The following is a 16,306-nucleotide window of genomic DNA, read 5'->3' as shown; positions in this document are numbered from 1 at the left end:
GAGAGGTTTGATATGGTGAAGCGACAATTTTCCGTTTTTAACTGCTTGAATTATATCTTTTTGACCCTGTTTGGTCTGTCGATGATTTATCCTTTTATTTATATCTTGGTCTACTCGCTCAACGATGGCAAAGATTCCATGATGGGTGCGCTATATTTCTTTCCGCGCAAATTTACGCTGCATAACTATGCGGAGGTTTTCGATAACGCCCGCATTTGGCAGGCCTACAAAATCACGCTGCTTCGCACGGTGCTCGGCACGTTTTTACACGTATTGCTTTGCACGCTGATGGCTTATGCCCTTTCCAAAAAAACACTGCCTGGTCGAACGTTTTTTACGTATTACATCTTTTTGCCGACGATCTTCAGCGCAGGCTTCATCCCATACTTCATCACTCTGCAAAAACTGAATCTCATTAACAACTTTTGGGTATTCGTCATACCGATGCTGTTTAACTTCATGCATATCGTCATTCTCCGCACGTTCCTGCAGGGCATACCTGAGGAGCTGGAGGAATCGGCCCGCATAGACGGATACGGCGATTTTCAAATTTTCTTGAAAATTATTTTGCCGCTGTCTGGGCCGGTACTTGCGACTATCTCACTGTTCATCGGGGTTTCCCACTGGAATGATTGGTTCACGGGTGCATATTACGTGTCCAATAAAGACCTGATTCCGGTTCAGACGCTGCTGCAGGAAATGCTGACGGAAGCGGAAGCGCTTTCCTCATCGATGCAGAGGGCTGCCCAGAATGGTGGACAGACGGTTAGCGTCAATATGGAGGGTGCAACGCCGGAATCCATGCGCATGGCGCTGCTCGTCATTACCGTATTCCCGATTCTTTGCATCTACCCGTTTTTACAGCGTTACTTCGTTAAGGGTGTTATGATCGGCTCGGTCAAAGGGTAATCGTCCGCAAGCGGGACTTTATCATATTTTATAAAAGTTAATGGGAGGGTTCTTATGAAGAACAAAAGAGTAAAAAGAGCTTCGTCATGGCTAGCGGTCGCACTGATAGTAGTAATGCTGTTTGGCTGTAGCAGTAACAATGGCGGTGGAAACAACAATGCTCCTTCCGACAACGGCGGTGGAACCAACAACACGTCTACTGACAACAAGGATACCTCAACAGAAATAAAAGAAGTAAAGCTCAAAGTTCTTCACAACTGGAACGGCTCTAGCGGCGGCGATGTAGATACGACAGCTATTGAAAAGGTTATTAAAGAAAAAACAGGGGTTACTGTAGAATGGGAATACACGAAAGGCAGTGAGGTCGAGAAAGTGAATACGATCTTCGCAACGCAGGATTTGCCGGATATTTATACGGGCCCAGCTTGGGGCGGAGAATTAGACGGCATTATTAAAGCAGCGAAAGAAGATCAACTGGTGGATCTATCGGATAAACTTGATAAATATCCAAACCTTGCTAAAGCGGTAGCAGAGGAGAACGTTCCGCCAGCGCTTTACGAGAAAGCGTTCAATGCTTATGATGGCAAACAGTTTTTGCTTTACCAGAATCACCCAGCTACGCCTGAGGATGCAATGGATTGGCTGTATGGCTTCTATGTAAGAAAGGATATAGCAGAGAAAATTGGCGTTGATCCGCAAACCGTCCGCACGAAGGACGAACTTTACAGCTTCCTGAAAAAAATTAAGGACGCAGATCTTAAGGAGAGCGGCATGCCAGTTATCCCGCTTGGCGGCTTTCATAATGGCTGGGCTGTCGGTATCGCCAATACAATGTTCTATGGCTCCGACTATATTGATAAAGGCGACGGCACGCTTGAGCACAGCTTTTTCTCGAAACAATATGAAGAATACAGCCTTTATTACCGCAAGCTTCTAGCAGAAGGTCTTCTAGATGCAGAGGCTTTTACACAAACAGATCCGATTGCGAACGAGAAAATCAAGCAGGGCCGCATCGCTGTGTTGGCCGCTCACTATCCAGCTATTCTCGATGCTTCTAAGGATTATGTGAAAGCGCATCCAGGCAGCGATTATATACCGGTTGGTCCATTGGAGCGCGCAGGCGCTGCAGCTGATCGTCCAGCTGATCTATCCATCCAAGGTAACAACGTAACGGTCATTCCGAAAAAATCGAAAAACGTTGACGCTGCACTGCGCTTGCTTGATTACCTCGCTTCCGATGAAGGTTTCCTTCTCGTGAGATACGGCGTGCAAGGCGTACATTGGGATATGGAGAACGGCAAACCAGTCGCGAAGAAGGAATGGTTTGATAAATTCACTGCTGATACTACAGGCAAAATGAAGAAAAACGAAGGTATCGGCATTGGTCTAGAATCTCTCTCCGGCCAAGACCGCATCAATTCTGTCGGCGGCGGAGACATCTGGGCAGATCAAGACCGTCTGGCGGCAATGGACAATGCGCGCAAAATTCTTCGTCCTAACGGCATTAGCGTTATTTCGGCTTACAACCCGGGCGATGTCATGATGAAGTCGACGCAATGGGAAATGCTGAAGCCGTCGATGGACAAAATTGGCGACGTGTGGAAGGAAGCTATTTTTGCGAAATCCGATGAAGCGGCGCTTAAGATCATTAATGATCTGCGCGGCCAAATGAACAAAACGGGTTTTGAAGATGCGATGAAGTTTACAAACGAAAACCTGAAGGGCAAAGAAATCGTTACGCTTGGTATGCCGAACTAAAGGAGGTTTCACTATTTTGGAGAGTAAAGCGCAGGGACGCTCGGAATGGACTGGATTTCAAGAATCGAGGCCATATGGACCGAAATATGATTTGCGAACCGATTTTGTGATGGTATACGGCATTTCGAAGGATTTCCCTCAGCGAATAGAAGGCTGGAAGAATGCCGGCTATACGATCCATCTGATGACTGGCATATCCTGGGGCGAGTATCAGGACTATCTGTACGGCCGTTTTGACGGAAGGGATCACTGGGATGAAGCCCAGAAGGACCGCAGCGGCAACCATTTGCTGCACGGCAAGGATGTTCCTTACATGGTGCCGACGATTGCGTTCGCTGAATATTTGGCTTCGCACATCAAGCTTGCGATTGATTACGGCGTAGAAGCGATTCATTTGGAGGAGCCGGAGTTTTGGGCGGCTTCCGGGTATTCGGATGCTTTTAAGCGGGAGTGGCTGAATTATTACGGGGAAGATTGGGTTCCTCCCCATTCCTCGCCGGATGCTCAGTACCGGGCTTCCAAGCTGAAGGCGGCTATGTATTACCGGGCGCTTGACCGCCTTTGCAGCCAAATGAAGGAATATTCGCTTGTCACTTACGGCAGAACGGTACGATTCTATATTCCTACACATAGCTTGATCAACTACACGCAGTGGCGAATTATTAGCCCTGAGGCGCTGCTTGTTTCCATGCCGGGCTGCGACGGCTTCATCGCCCAAATTTGGACGGGAACGGCCCGTACGCCCAACGTGTATAAAGGACTTCGCCGAGAGCGGACCTTTGAGACAGCTTATCTGGAATATGGCATTATGCAGGAGCTTACGAGAGGCACGGGGCGTGAAATGTGGTTTCTTCATGATCCCATCGAAGATAATCCCCGCTACAGCTGGAGCGATTATCGCAAAAACTATTATTCTACCGTCGTTGCCTCCCTGCTCCATCCTGAGGTGAAGCAGTACGAGGTATGTCCGTGGCCGCGCCGCGTGTTCGAGGGCAGCTACCCGACTGAGGACGGGACAGGGAAGGAAACCATTCCCGGCGATTATGCTACCGTGCTTCTCACCATCATGAACGTGCTGCGCGATATGCATAGGCATGAGGAGGCTGCTAAAGCCTCCGATTACACGGCTGGGATTGGTCTTTGCTTATCCAACTCCGCCATGTACCAACGCGGCGACGTCATCGGAGATGGAGAACAGACAGGCGAATCGGTCAAATATGACGGCACGAGCACCACGGATGAGCTGGATGCGGAGCTGAAGGAGCTTCTTGATTGGTCATCATTCTATGGCTTGGCGCTTCCGCTCGTTAAAGTGGGCATTCCGCTTAGGCCGGTGCAGCTCGACAACATTTTGACCTTTCCAGGCTATTTAGATGGATACCGGGTACTGCTGCTCAGCTACGAATTTATGAAGCCAGAGCATCCGGGTATCCATCAAGCGATTGGGCAATGGGTTAGAGAAGGCGGCGTTCTGATTTATGTCGGAGACGGCTCGGATCCGTTCCATTCCGTATCGGAATGGTGGAACCGCGCGAACAGCCGCCGTTCCTATACTCGTCCTGAAGAGCATTTATTCGAATCGCTTGGCCTTGGCCGCAGCCCTGAGGAAGGTGAGTTTGCGGTTGGCAGCGGCGCTGTTCTCTTCTATAGAGAAAATCCGGCTGTGCTGTCCCGTACCGATGAGGGTGCTGAGCTTGTAAGGAATGCCGTGAAGCGATCGCTCGAAATCCGCGGAGAAACGATTGATTACAAGGAAAGCAGCACGCTCCATATTAAGCGCGGGCCATACGTCATCACGCATGTGCTGGACGAGACGGAAACGGAGCAGTCGGTTATTCTTGAAGGCTTGTACATCGATTTGTTCGAGGCCAGCCTGCCGATCAGGCGCTCCGTGGAAATAAAGTCCGGCGAAGACAGCTTATTGTTTGATTTGAACTACTCCAATCAGGAGCTGGAGGAAACGAGCATTCTCGTCAGCTCGTCGCGCATTCGCGATGAACAGGAGGGGGAGAACCAAATTTCCTTCGTGTCGGAGTCTCCGCATGATATCACCGTCAGTACGCGTCTTCGCGTACCGGGCGAGCCTAGCAGCATCACGGCGGGTGAGAAGGAAGCATCCTTTCAATATGATGCGGAATCGGGCACGGTGCTCATTCGCTATGCAGGGGTTCCAGAAGGAATAACGATTAACGTAGAGTGGTAATACGATTGCTTCAAGAAATGCCGGCACCGAAAGATGCCGGCATTTCCTATATTCGAAACCAAAATTATAAAAAATATTTTGAAGGTTACTTGGTTTGGAAGAAGGGCGACAGCTCTATTAATGCGGCTTCCTCGCTTGCTCCCTTCAAGGAGTTCGTGCTTGTGGAGCATGATCTCTTCATCGAGCAGAAGGAGGAGATGGGACCGAAGCTTAGGGATTATGCGGCGATGACGGGGGCTTTACGTTTTATGATGGGAATAGCGATTTTCGCCAATCGGTAATGGCTGGTGCCGATCCTGACTCAGCGGAGGAAAATGTCCACTACGTATCATTCGTTATGTCCGACGGCGACAATATTCAGTGGATGCTGAACGATCTCGCTGAGAAGAACAAGCCTTGGTTCGGCAACGCGAATCGCGGCAGCTTCGATATGGGCTGGGCGATATCGCCAAGCATGATCGAGCTGGCTTCGACTGTCGGAGAGCGGTATTACAAGAATGCAACCGAGCGGGATGCTTTTGTAGTGGGTCCGTCAGGCGGCTGATCAAGGTATCCGGTGGCGGAGCTTGACCAGCATTTGAACAGCCTAAACGGTTATATGGGCAAAATGGATTTGGGACTCGTTGAGGTCATTGATTTTAACGCCTTCAACAATGCCGAGATTTGGGACAAATATACGGCGCAGCCGAATGTGGACGGCGTTATCTATTTGGAATACAGCAATCATAAGGCGCTGAACGGCGCGCTTAAATGGGCGAATGGCAAACCGATAGTAACGCCGAGAGATATGTTGTGGGAAGGCAATGCAGGCAGCGATAATGCATCCGTACTCAATCATATCCATGCTGCGCCTCGTAATCCGAAGAACGCCGCAGTCGTCTCGGGCGTATTGTTAGCAATGTTCGGGTTATTTGCTTGGAAGATGATCGCCTTTATTAACATTCTACCGCTTTCGTTTATCGTGCTTCTTACGGGCTTCTCGCTATTGGGTGTGTTCATTCAAAGCGTTCAATTGACGTTCTCGGAAGCTGCTTACCGTTACTCAACAGATTTTACATTCGCAATCGCCGTAGCCAACGTCGCTTTTCAAGGCATTTCCGCACCGGTATGGTGCTTGGCTGCCGGTATCGTTACGATGAAGCTGCTTGGCGAAGGAAAAGGGGGTGCCGTATAAGTCTGTTCAGACTTTATGCGGGCACCTTTGCGATAGTTGTAATGGGGAATAAGAAAAGTTCTAAACCAGCCGTTTTGGGTAGTGTAATACCGAGCGGTGGGAGTCCGCGTATGGTTGGTTACACTACTATAAAGAATGGCATGAAAATGATCATTGGGAAAGTTGAGGGAAAAGACGATGCGTGTGTTCGTTTGTGTGAAGGGTAGGGAGCCTACACACATGCCTAGAACAAAGGCGGCAGCATCACGAGCTTTGCCGTGATAGTCAATCATAAGAATGAGCAGTAATAGGCTATCCTGCACATTTGCAGGGTAGCCTATCCTTTTTAATGGTTTAGGGTAGCTATCCTGTACGTAAGCAGGATAGCTGCCCACAATGGAGATAAGAAGGTTGGAGATGGGCTGAAACGATGAGCTATAATGCGTGAGTACAGGATAGGTTAGCTAGAGCGTCCCAATTGCACGAAGTTACTGCAAAAGTGCAGGATAGCTTCCGCGCTGGGAGTAGGAGAAGTGAGGATTTGAGGAGCGGCATCGAGCGTGGGGAAAGTTGAGGGAAAAGACGATGGGTGTGTTAGTTTAGTGAAGTATAGGGGGGATATACAAACATGCCTAGAACAAAGGTGGCGGCAGCACGAGCTCTGCCCGTGACAGCCAATAATAAGAATGTGGGGATAACGAAAGCTAACGGAAGCCAGAGACGCTAAAGTTGCATTTTGGGTTAGCGTCACATTTTAACGGAAGTGGGAGACGCTATTACACAGAAATGAAGCGAGATCGGGCATGTAGGGTACAAATAGAGGCGCGTGTTTCCGTTAGAAGTGTGAGCTGATGCGTCTGCGATTTTCAATCACCCGTAAGGACGATTTTTTTCTGCGATTAAAGGGATGGTTTTGTAGTAGGCTGTGTGATTGAGCGGACAATGTTAAGTTTATCGATCGTAGAGATTACACTAGTTTTTCGCATGTGCAACATAGTTAGTTGGACCAAACTCTATTGGCGTGCAGTAAGACTTCTTACATAAGGCAAGACTGTTTCTCTAGACCCACACGAATTTCGTTTTGTATAATGACACGGTACCTTTTTTGAAAATATAGGAAAGTATATCTTTTCGCCATACTTTCTCTATATTTCTCGGAATGAAACGTGCAGCGCGCCGCTAAAGTACGGCGACAGCCGTTTACACTTGGTGAGTGATAAAAATCGATATAAGGATGTCGATGGTGATCAACATTATATTCAAGAAATGCTGGGAGACGAACGACTGTTATGGAAGCAACAAGCAAACAATCTACTTTTGCAATTTGGATTAGTCTAATTAGTAATATCCTGTTAACCGCCTTGAAGCTAATAGTTGGATTTCTCTTTGGAAGTCAGGTGCTTTTGGCTGATGGTGTGCATAATGCAGGGGATGTATTTGCGAGCGCAGCAGCATTAATAGCCATGATGATATCGAAGCGGCCTCCGGATAAGGATCACCCTTATGGACATGGCAAAGCAGAGGTTATTGGCGCTGGCATGATCGCTGTCATACTGGTTCTAGCGGCCATCTACATGGGGTATCACTCCGTCCTGGCGCTGATGGGTCCTCCTCATACCGCAACACTGCTCGTTCTTATCACGGCAGCAATTTCATTAGTATGGAAACAGTGGCTTTATATCTACACGATGCGTATTGGGAAAAAAGCGAACAGCAGCGGCTTGATCGCCACTGCCTATGATCATCTTGCAGATGTTTATGCATCTCTTGCAGCCGTTATTGGTATCGCTCTGGCGATGCTTGGAGAACATTACAATATTCAGTTTCTAAAATATGGAGATCCAGTTGCGGGTATCATTGTAGCGTATTTTGTACTAAGGCTTGCGATTCAAATGGGACGTTCCTCTGTTGATGTATTGATGGAGAAAAATATAGACGATGAACGAATGGATGAGATTTTGCAGCTTGTGCAATCCATACCTGAAGTGAAAAGGATTGATCGCGTTCGGGCTAGGGAGCATGGACATTATATTATCGTAGATGTAAGGGTAGGGATACCTGCTGAGCTAAGCGTGCAGGAAGGGCATGATATTTCCAAAAAAATAAAGCAAGTTGTTATGGATCAGGTGCCAAATGTTGAGGAAGTGCTTATTCATTTGAATCCATGGTATAAGGGAGAATAAACTGGCGGGGAGAACGGTTGTAAGTGTGGGAGGCGCGCCCAGACTTATGATTGTTCTACCCCGCTTTTAGTTTGTTCAATAACTACTAAGGAATTTGTATTTGTTCTGTAGCGTTTCGTTTGCTATTGTATACAGCAGCTCGTATTTCGAATGCTGCAAATCATCATTCACATTATACATTCAAAAATTTAGGATATTGCTGTAAATTGAATTTATTCAGCAGCCTTTATGGAAAAGGGGATGATAAGGATGAGTGAAATCTTTCAAGAACATATTATTTTGGGAAATAAATTCGTCTCGCTGGTACCCTTTAGCCGGGAGTATGAGGAAGGTCTTCGGAGAATCATCTTTGATGAGCAGATTACCGAGTTTACGGGAAATCATTTGAAGACCGATTCGGATTTACAGAGCTACATCTCTAGCGCTCTTGCCAGCAGGGAAGAAAAAGCGGCCTATCCGTTTATTGTCATTGATCAAATATCAGGCGAAGTTGCGGGATCAACACGTTTTGGAAATATAGGTATGCACAGCAAGAGACTCGAAATAGGATGGACTTGGTACGGTGAAGCGTTTAGAGGAACTAATGTTAATAAGGCAGCAAAATATGAGCTGCTGCGTTATGCATTTGAGGAGCTGCGGTTTAACCGCGTGCAGTTCAGCGTGGATGCTGAAAATAGCCGGTCACAGAGAGCAGTAGAAAAATTGGGGGCCAAGCAGGAAGGCGTATTTCGATGCAATTATATGAATGCGAATGGTGAGTGCCGAGATGATATTTATTATAGTATTGTAAAATCGGAATGGCCCGAGCTTAAGGCGACGATATTTCGTGAGTTTATATAAAAAGGAGCGTTTCCGATCGTCTATGCAGACGTTTGGGAAACGCTCATGGCTTACAAATGCCGCCTCAGCTCGAGCGCTAATCCTATGCGCATGACTTCTGCTTCCCACATATCGTCATAGTTAATGACGAGCAGGCTACGTTGTACTAACTGCAATAGAAACCTCACATGAGAGCCGATTTGGACTGCTACACTGCACTTATGCAACAGAATTAGCTCCTAACGGACGGATAGCACCCGAAATACAGCTAATCTACTGCAGAAAGCACAGTGTAGGCGAGCGGTTAGTGGAGTAACAGCTAATCTACTGCAGAAAGCACGGTGTAGGCGAGCGGTTAGTTAAGAAACATCCAATTCGGCGTTAGCTAGCCCATTACGCTTGCAGCTGCAGGTTGCGATCAATAAGAGCAATGCGCTGCTCCACGCAAGCGTGGGAGCGAAGCGGGTCCTCTGGTGTGTTCAGGCAATAGTCGAGCAGTTGGTCGACCGTAGTTGCAGCAACATGGCAGCGAGTGTCGGAGGATGCGTAATAGATGAAGACATCTCCGTTGTCCTGCGCAATGACACCATTGCAGAAAGCGACATTTGAGACATCGCCGACGCGCTCGATACCTTCAGGTGCAAGCAGGTGACCGCCTGGGCGATGCGTTACTTTATTCGGCTCCTGCAGATCGGATAAGAAAGCATACAATACATAACGCAGGCCTGCTGCAGTGTTGCGAACGCCGTGGGCGATATGAATCCAGCCTTTATCTGTTTTAATTGGAGCGGGACCTTGGCCGTTCTTGACTTCCTTAATCGTATGATAATGACGCTCATCAATAATAATCTCACGCTTAACCTCAGCATTCTCAATCGTGTCGGAGAGTCCCCATCCGATGCCGCCGCCTGAGCCTGTGTCGATGAAGCCATCCTGCGGACGCGTGTAGAAAGCATAATTGCCATCAATAAATTCAGGGTGGAGCACGACATTGCGTTGTTGGTTGGAAGCAGTCTTCAGATCAGGAAGGCGTTCCCATTGCCTCAGATCCTTTGTTCTTACGATACCGCATTGTGCGATAGCGCTTGAAAGGTCGCCTTTTGGCGCAGAAGGGTCTTTTCTCTCCGTACAAAACAGTCCATAAATCCAGCCGTCCTCATGCTGCACAAGGCGCATATCATACACATTAACATCTGGCTCGCTAGTTTCTGGAAGCAGAATCGGATGATCCCAGAAGCGGAAGCCATCTACAGCGCTGTCGCTTTCAGCGATCGCAAAAAAGGATTTGCGGTCATTGCCCTCAACGCGCGCAACGAGGTGGAACTTTCCATTTAAATAAATAGCACCGGGGTTGAACACACAGTGAATGCCAAGCCGTTCCATGAAGAACGGGTTCGTCTCCGGATTAAAATCATACTTCCAAATTAGCGGCGCATGGGCTGCCGTCAGTACGGGATGCACATAGCGGTCAAATACGCCGTTTCCAAGCGCTTCAGGTTCATTTTTGCGTTGAATAAGCTCCTCATATTGTTCTGTCAGCAATTGTTTGCGATTATTAAACTTGCTCATGAACTAACCCCCAATTAGTGTGTTGGTGATGCTCCAGTTAGACGCTCAATCATTTCAAAGCAGGCGCGTCCGTTATGATAAGGGCATTTCCAAGGACTAACCTTCTCTATATTGTCGCTTGGCGAGCCGTTGCGTGTTACGCTCCAATACCATTCGCCATGCTCTTTATCCACGATGAATTGCTCGATGAATTGCCACGATTTTTTCGCAGCCGCTTCGTATTTCTCATCGCCAGTCATTTGATAAGCGTTGTAGAAGCCAACGACAGCTTCGGCTTGCGGCCACCAATCCTTGTCGGAGTCCAATAAGCCTTCGGGCCCAGCCTCATTAAAGAGTCCGCCGTCCTCGTCTAAACCTTCGTTAAGTGTCGCTTCAGCCATACGGATTGCGATGGCTTTGGCTTCGGCAAGCAGCGCCTCATCACCGAGCACCTCTGCGGCTTCTACGAGCAGCCAGCTGCCCTCGATGTCATGACCGTAAGAAATATGCTCGGACTTGCCATTCCATTGTTCATCGAAGAACAGAATAAAGTGCGCATTATTCGCATTAATGATGTGCTGAATCGTAATTTCAATCAATTCCTTCAGCTTGGCATGCAGCTCATCGGACTTCCATACACGATACAGATTCGTATAGCCCTCCATGACGTGCAGGTGAGTATTCATCGATTTCTTCTCGTTCAAATCTTTTTCGCTAAGACTGTTATCGCTCGTTTCCTGCCATTCCCTAGTCAGTGCCTCGAAGTAGCCCTTATATTGCTGGTCGTAGCTATAGCGCTCAAGTGTACGGAACAGCTCAATCGCTTGCTGAAGCGCAGCTTCATTGCCAGTTGCGCGGTAATACTCGGAGAAAGCATAGATGGCGAAGGCTTGACCATACACTTGCTTCTTCGTTTCTGCTGCCCTGCCGAGCGCATCTACCATCCAATATAATCCGCCAAATTCATGATCCGCAAAATGATTATTAATATAGCGATAAGCACGCTCAGCGATTTTCAAGTATTCATCCTTGCCTGTCATCCGATAGGCGGAGGCGAAGGTCCACAAAATACGCGTATTGAGTACTAGGCTTTTACCGGCTTCTGGGTACACTGTAAGATCACAGCTGATGAGGCCGAAAAAGCCGCCATTTGTCTCATCGATCGTGTGCTTCATCCAAAAGCCGAGAATATTCGATTCCAGCTCCTGCTTAATGCTGGCTAGCCAGGAATGATTTGTGTCGTTCACTTGGCAGCGCCCTCCTTGTTGGCTTCGACTATTTTGGAAATATAATAGTCCCGTACCGTTTGCTCTGCTTGTTTGCCATACATGCAATAATCGTCATTCGCGGCAGCATCGCTCTCTTCGTATAAGTGAGCTGGCCAATCCCAAAGCATAAAGCCGCCAACCCATATGCGTTTATCGGAATGTTCGAACATACTCTCGTAGAAGCGGCGCTGAGTTTCTTCGCTTGGAGCGCCGGAGAGTCCCCAGTCATTTGGAATATATTGCGAGCCTTCGCGACTTGGGCAGCCTGCCTCCATGAAGAAAAAAGGTTTGTCAAACTTCGCCACAACCTGTTCGATACGGTCTAGCTGCTCTTCCCAAGCGTCGATGGGATAATAGCCGCTGGAGGAGATTACATCAACCGCATCCCACCACTGGACTTCACCCTCCTGGTATTTGTCGCAATTGTAGGTCACTATGCCTGAATATATGCTGCGAACCGCAGCTATCAATTGGCGCCATTCCTGCTCGCGGCGGTCGGTTTGAACCATTTCGCAGCCAATGCACAGCATTTCACAGCCCATTTCTTCAGCGATTTGCGCATAATGCAAAATGAATTCGGTATAAGAGGCGAACCAGTCTGACCATTTTGGCTCACACGGGACGTCGAGATCGAAAAAGTTAATATGAGCACGCCATGTCCCGTTCGCACAATTGACGACAGGCTTCAAGCAAACCTTGAGCTCTAGCTCCTTCGCCTTGCGAATGGCATGTCGAACCTCATCATCTGTAACGGTAGGGGCCTCGCGAAAGTTGATTTCAGTCGCTTGCGCATGATCTTGAAGTGCGGCGAGTGTAACGGCGGTCCAGTTCACATTCAAACGCTCCGCCATAAGCTCCATGGAACGCTCTGCCCTAGGTCCCGTCCATGTTCCTCGGATGCCGGTCCAACCCCAAGTCATTCCGCCGATATAGTCTGCAGTACTTGTCATTTGAGTCGCCTCGCTTTGAATTGGTAGTTTTGTTATTGCTAATATTCTTATTTGTTATATAACAAGTAAACATGATTAGTGAAATGTTTGCAATACCTTTCTTCAAGATGCGGTCACGCTGCAGTTGCACTTCATTTAATAGCTTGAAAATAGATGCGATAACGCTAAAAAACAAGTGTTAAAGCAAAAGATAACGTTTTCATAAAATGTCAGTTGAAGACTAGAAATAATATTTGAAACCATTTTAGCGCTGCGTTTAATGGGGTATTATCGAAATGTAAGCGGAGACAAAACGAACTGAGGGGGAAAACAAAAATGAAAAAGGTCTTTTCGTTAGCGATTGTTTCTGTATTTATGCTAACAACATTGGCGGCTTGTGGTGGGAATAATACGAACTCGAGTGAAGCAACTAACAAGCCGAGTACGAATGAGGCTGCTACAAACAAACCAGACAACGGTGGAAAAGAAGAAGTATCTGCAATAAAAGGTGAGGTTGTTTTTCTTACTAACCGTACGGACATGATCGACAAGCAATATACCGAATATGAAAAAACGTTCGAAGCGAAATACCCTGGCGTAGATCTAAAATTCGAAGCGATTACCGATTATGATAAAACGTTGAAAATTCGTATCGCTTCAGGCGATTTCCCTGATGTTGTATTCACTCCAACGCTGCCTAATTCGGAGCTTCCTAATTATTTCGCTGAGCTTGATGACATTGCATTCTCCGGCGATATTCACTTCAAGGATTTGAAGGCTACTGGAGGTAAAATGTACGGCATTTCCTCCGGCGCTTCCACAGTCGGCATCGTCTATAACAAAAAGGCATTTGAGAAAGCGGGCATTACCGTTCTTCCGAAAACGTACGACGAGTTCCTTGCAGCATCGCAAAAGCTGAAGGATGCTGGCATCGTGCCGCTTGCTTCGAATTTTAAAGACAAATGGCCGCTTGATACTTGGGTATACGATATTCCAACGCTAATCGGCGGAGCATCTGATCACCAAAATAAACGCGCAGAAACGAATGAACCTTACACGCTTGACAATGCTTACGGCAAATCATATGGAATTATTCGTGAATTGTATACAAAGGGCTTCCTTGAGACCGATGTAAACTCGACGAACTGGGAGCAATCGAAAAAAGACGTAGCAACCGGCAAGTTCGGTATGTATCTTCTTGGCAACTGGGTTATCAACCAAGTTATTGAGAATGGTGCTGCAAGTGAGGATATCGGCTTCTTCCCATTCCCTGTTGATAACTCCGGAGAATCCAAAGCACCGCTTAATCCAGACTTCTTCTATGCCGTCAACAAAAACGGCAATGTAGAGGCTGCTAAAGCGTTCGTACAATGGATGATTGAGGAATCAGGCTATGATGATTTTGCAGGCTTCATCCCAACATTGAAGGATAAAGAATCCAAGCTGTCACAGCTTGCTGAATTCAACAGCTTCAATCCTGAATTTTTCGAGCCTGCTTCACCTGTAGATGCAGCGACAGAAATTCAAAACAAAGCGCAGCTTGATCAAGCTGCAGTCGTTCAGGAATTTGTATTGTCGAAGGATCCTCAGAAGGTGTTTGACAAAGTGAATACCGCTTGGGCGAAAGCTAAAAAAGATCTAGGTCTGTAGTGGCTCGTACAGGATGGATGGTCGGTTAAACGATCATCCATCTTGTATCTTTGATTAGAAAGATGCAGGAAGGATGGGGTTGTCTCATGTTCAGCAGGCTGCCTTTTAAAACACAAAAAAATTACGTAGTCGTGGGCTTCGTCGCATTGCCGCTGCTCTTGCTGCTGACGTTCGCTTATTATCCGGCGCTAGAGCTGATTCGCCTAAGCTTTACAAGCTGGGACGGTTTAAGCCCTAATAAGGCTTGGATCGGCTGGTCTAACTATAAAGAGGTTTTTGAAAACCCAGCTATATTCGGTGTATTCAAACATAACTTTGCCTATTTCGCCGTCGGAATTGTACAAAATATAGCTGCGATTTATTTTGCGGTTGTGCTGAACAGCAAGCTCAAAGGGAAAAACTTTTTTAGACTTCTGCTGTTCTTACCGTACATCCTTAATGGTGTTGCTGTAGCATACTTATTTGGGTACGTGTTCGATACGACTAATGGTTCTTTGAACTATTTGCTTGGACAGCTCGGCTTTGATGCTCTATCCAAAACAAGCTGGCTCGGCAGCGGTTCGTTCGTTAACTACACGCTCGCATCCATAGGCTTTTGGCGTTTTATGGGCTTTAATATGGTTATCTATTTGGCAGCTTTGCAATCAATCCCGAATGATATTTATGAAGCGGCCTCCATTGATGGGGCGAACGGCTGGCAAAAGTTTATCAGCATTACACTGCCGAACATTTACAAAATTATCGAGCTTAATTTATTTCTTACGGTTACCGGCGCTTTGGAGGTATTTGATCTGCCGTATATTCTTACCAAAGGCGGACCTGCCGGATCAAGCGAAACCTTCGTAATGAAAATTGTCGAGACGGCGTTCCAGTTTAACAATTATGGGTTGGCATCGGCGATGAGCGTAGTCTTGTTACTCTTTGTGGTTATCGTATTGTCTATTCAACGCTTCTTATTGAATAGGAAGGGGGAATAAGGGTGAATAAAGCAAATAGACTTTGGGATGCAATCAAATATTTAAGTCTCGTATTGGCTGGTTTTGCAATATTGTTCCCGCCGTATATTATCGTCGTCAACGCGTTCAAAACGAAGGATGAATTTCATACAAAATCGACGATTGCAATGCCCGATAGCTTTCTCTACTTTAAAAACTTCGTGCAGGCGTTCAAGCAAGCCGACATGACCAACGCCTTTGGCAACACCTTGTTTATTATTGCGGTTACGCTTATTTTGAACATTTTGATCGGGTCTGCGTTTTGTTATGCAGTTGGCCGCTTTAGCTTTAAATTCAAAGGACCGATTGTCGGCTTATTTCTCTTCGCGACGATCATTCCGGCTATAACGACTCAGGTTGTTAACTACAAAACGATTCAAACCCTTGGTCTGACAAACAATTTGATGGGTCCTGTACTCATCTATGTAGGCGCGGACATATTGCAAATCTACATTTACCTACAATTTATTCGCAACATTCCTTATGAGCTGGATGAAAGTGCAATGATGGAGGGAGCCTCACTCATCCGGATTTTCCGCTCCATCATTTTCCCGCTGCTTGGGCCAGCAACAGCTACAATCGTTATTTTGAAGACGATCAGCATTTATAATGATATGTTTATCCCGCTGCTGTATTTGCCTAGAGCAGAGCATGTCGTAGTTTCTACATCGCTTATGCGCTTCTTCGGAGTTAACAGTGGCGATTGGCAAATGATATCCTCAGCGATTCTTATCATAATGATTCCAACGGCTATTCTTTATTTATTCCTGCAAAAATATATATTCGCGGGTGTGACGAGCGGTGCGGTTAAATAACCGCCCGCTCTGTTTCCGTTGCAGAGGCACCCATTTTAGCGCAAACTAGGAGTGGGACATGCGAGAGGGGCGAGCA

14 protein-coding genes and 1 pseudogene are annotated in these 16,306 nt (G+C 47.0%); 11 read left to right on the top strand and 4 right to left on the bottom strand.

What is annotated here, in order from left to right; translation table 11 throughout:
- Positions 1–12 precede the first annotated feature (12 nt).
- The 8 genes and pseudogenes from MHI37_RS23755 to MHI37_RS23720 all read left to right on the top strand — a co-directional run bounded on the left by MHI37_RS23755 (position 13) and on the right by MHI37_RS23720 (position 9,046).
- Positions 13–909 carry a carbohydrate ABC transporter permease gene (locus tag MHI37_RS23755; RefSeq protein WP_256710656.1) on the top strand — a complete coding sequence of 299 codons (897 nt, stop codon included), beginning with the start codon at positions 13–15 and terminating at the stop codon, positions 907–909.
- A gap of 54 nt (positions 910–963) precedes the next feature.
- Complete coding sequence (locus MHI37_RS23750; RefSeq protein ID WP_076338969.1) at positions 964–2,667, top strand: extracellular solute-binding protein; 1,704 nt, start codon at positions 964–966, stop codon at positions 2,665–2,667.
- A 16-nt stretch (positions 2,668–2,683) separates the two neighbouring features.
- Positions 2,684–4,870 (top strand): hypothetical protein, encoded by a 2,187-nt coding sequence (locus MHI37_RS23745; RefSeq protein WP_076338968.1) that lies wholly within the window; start codon positions 2,684–2,686, stop codon positions 4,868–4,870.
- 5 nt (positions 4,871–4,875) lie between these two features.
- A complete protein-coding gene (locus MHI37_RS23740; RefSeq protein WP_076338967.1) occupies positions 4,876–5,151 on the top strand; it encodes a hypothetical protein in 276 nt (91 codons plus the stop codon).
- Positions 5,151–5,711, top strand: a pseudogene (locus MHI37_RS23735) (hypothetical protein); the annotation flags it as partial. The gene MHI37_RS23740 and the pseudogene MHI37_RS23735, both read left to right, overlap by 1 nt.
- A complete protein-coding gene (locus MHI37_RS23730; protein ID WP_256710659.1) occupies positions 5,709–6,044 on the top strand; it encodes a benzoate/H(+) symporter BenE family transporter in 336 nt (111 codons plus the stop codon). The pseudogene MHI37_RS23735 and the gene MHI37_RS23730, both read left to right, overlap by 3 nt.
- Before the next feature lie 1,268 nt (positions 6,045–7,312).
- Positions 7,313–8,206, top strand: a complete 894-nt coding sequence (locus tag MHI37_RS23725; RefSeq protein WP_076338964.1) for a cation diffusion facilitator family transporter — start codon at positions 7,313–7,315, stop codon at positions 8,204–8,206.
- Positions 8,207–8,455: 249 nt separating this feature from the next.
- Complete coding sequence (locus tag MHI37_RS23720) at positions 8,456–9,046, top strand: GNAT family protein (RefSeq protein WP_076338963.1); 591 nt, start codon at positions 8,456–8,458, stop codon at positions 9,044–9,046.
- Positions 9,047–9,096: 50 nt separating this feature from the next.
- Here MHI37_RS23720 and MHI37_RS23715 read toward each other — a convergent pair whose 3' ends face one another.
- From MHI37_RS23715 to MHI37_RS23700, 4 genes are all read right to left on the bottom strand, one after another.
- Entirely contained in the window at positions 9,097–9,252 is a 156-nt protein-coding gene (locus tag MHI37_RS23715) for a hypothetical protein (protein ID WP_179090297.1), read from the bottom strand.
- Positions 9,253–9,418: 166 nt separating this feature from the next.
- The gene (locus tag MHI37_RS23710) at positions 9,419–10,594 is read right to left on the bottom strand and encodes a glycosidase (protein WP_076338962.1); all 1,176 of its coding nucleotides are present in this window, start codon (positions 10,592–10,594) and stop codon (positions 9,419–9,421) included.
- Between the two features lie 14 nt (positions 10,595–10,608).
- Positions 10,609–11,820 (bottom strand): AGE family epimerase/isomerase, encoded by a 1,212-nt coding sequence (locus MHI37_RS23705; RefSeq protein WP_076338961.1) that lies wholly within the window; start codon positions 11,818–11,820, stop codon positions 10,609–10,611.
- Positions 11,817–12,791 carry a 1,4-beta-xylanase gene (locus MHI37_RS23700; protein ID WP_076338960.1) on the bottom strand — a complete coding sequence of 325 codons (975 nt, stop codon included), beginning with the start codon at positions 12,789–12,791 and terminating at the stop codon, positions 11,817–11,819. The genes MHI37_RS23705 and MHI37_RS23700 overlap by 4 nt, the downstream gene beginning before the upstream one ends.
- Before the next feature lie 315 nt (positions 12,792–13,106).
- Between MHI37_RS23700 and MHI37_RS23695 the strand changes: the two genes are divergently transcribed.
- From MHI37_RS23695 to MHI37_RS23685, 3 genes are all read left to right on the top strand, one after another.
- Complete coding sequence (locus tag MHI37_RS23695; RefSeq protein ID WP_076338959.1) at positions 13,107–14,420, top strand: extracellular solute-binding protein; 1,314 nt, start codon at positions 13,107–13,109, stop codon at positions 14,418–14,420.
- A gap of 86 nt (positions 14,421–14,506) precedes the next feature.
- The gene (locus MHI37_RS23690; protein ID WP_076338958.1) at positions 14,507–15,397 is read left to right on the top strand and encodes a sugar ABC transporter permease; all 891 of its coding nucleotides are present in this window, start codon (positions 14,507–14,509) and stop codon (positions 15,395–15,397) included.
- A 2-nt stretch (positions 15,398–15,399) separates the two neighbouring features.
- Positions 15,400–16,230 carry a carbohydrate ABC transporter permease gene (locus MHI37_RS23685; protein WP_076338957.1) on the top strand — a complete coding sequence of 277 codons (831 nt, stop codon included), beginning with the start codon at positions 15,400–15,402 and terminating at the stop codon, positions 16,228–16,230.
- Positions 16,231–16,306 lie beyond the last annotated feature (76 nt).

The organism is Paenibacillus sp. FSL H8-0548, assembly GCF_038630985.1.
GTDB lineage: Bacteria > Bacillota > Bacilli > Paenibacillales > Paenibacillaceae > Pristimantibacillus.
This window is presented reverse-complemented; position numbering and strand designations above follow the sequence as displayed.

Excerpts from the sequence above, each read along its gene's own strand:
- MHI37_RS23710 (WP_076338962.1), bottom strand. The coding sequence starts at position 10,594 with ATGAGCAAGTTTAATAATCGCAAACAATTGCTGACAGAACAATATGAG.
- MHI37_RS23695 (WP_076338959.1), top strand. The coding sequence starts at position 13,107 with ATGAAAAAGGTCTTTTCGTTAGCGATTGTTTCTGTATTTATGCTAACA.
- MHI37_RS23690 (WP_076338958.1), top strand. The coding sequence starts at position 14,507 with ATGTTCAGCAGGCTGCCTTTTAAAACACAAAAAAATTACGTAGTCGTG.
- MHI37_RS23755 (WP_256710656.1), top strand. The coding sequence starts at position 13 with ATGGTGAAGCGACAATTTTCCGTTTTTAACTGCTTGAATTATATCTTT.
- MHI37_RS23750 (WP_076338969.1), top strand. The coding sequence starts at position 964 with ATGAAGAACAAAAGAGTAAAAAGAGCTTCGTCATGGCTAGCGGTCGCA.
- MHI37_RS23700 (WP_076338960.1), bottom strand. The coding sequence starts at position 12,791 with ATGACAAGTACTGCAGACTATATCGGCGGAATGACTTGGGGTTGGACC.
- MHI37_RS23720 (WP_076338963.1), top strand. The coding sequence starts at position 8,456 with ATGAGTGAAATCTTTCAAGAACATATTATTTTGGGAAATAAATTCGTC.
- MHI37_RS23725 (WP_076338964.1), top strand. The coding sequence starts at position 7,313 with ATGGAAGCAACAAGCAAACAATCTACTTTTGCAATTTGGATTAGTCTA.